The sequence below is a fragment of the Bacillus sp. HY001 genome, assembly GCF_007558965.1.
GTDB classification, from domain to species: domain Bacteria; phylum Bacillota; class Bacilli; order Bacillales; family Bacillaceae_G; genus Bacillus_A; species Bacillus_A mobilis.
The window spans coordinates 1-449 of record NZ_VLTE01000170.1; the positions used below are offsets into that span (position 1 = coordinate 1).

Here is a 449-nt window from a genome sequence, read left to right on the forward strand (position 1 = left end):
TCCTAAAGTAGAGTATCAACTGAGTGAAATTGGTTTACTTCTAGAACCCGTTGTAAACTCTATCTGTGATTGGGGAGATGATTTCAGAGAATTTTTAGCGAAAGATTCTAATAAAAAATCAGTTGAATAAAATCTAAGTTGATTCAAATTGGTAAGAGGATATACAGAGGCTGTAAACAATCCATTTCCATAAAAATCGATACAAATGTTAGGATAACGAAGGAATCGAATAATAATACTCAATTTTCTTATGTATACGATTTACACTCAAAAGAGGAAGAAATTCTTAAATGATGTGTTTGAAACATCTAAAAAACCACGAAACGCTTTCATATCAAGGTGTTTCGTGGTTTTTTTCATTTTCTCAACCCTTCTCTTCCCCTTTTCTTTTAAGTGTATTTTTCTATAAATCAATTTTCTTATTGAGCTTTATTCCATAAATAGAAGTG

1 protein-coding gene is annotated in these 449 nt (G+C 30.3%); it reads left to right on the forward strand.

Annotated elements, in window-relative coordinates; genetic code table 11:
• A partial coding sequence (locus FOT98_RS29980; RefSeq protein ID WP_144291212.1) for a winged helix-turn-helix transcriptional regulator occupies positions 1-130 on the forward strand: 130 nt, incomplete at its 5' end.
• Positions 131-449 lie beyond the last annotated feature (319 nt).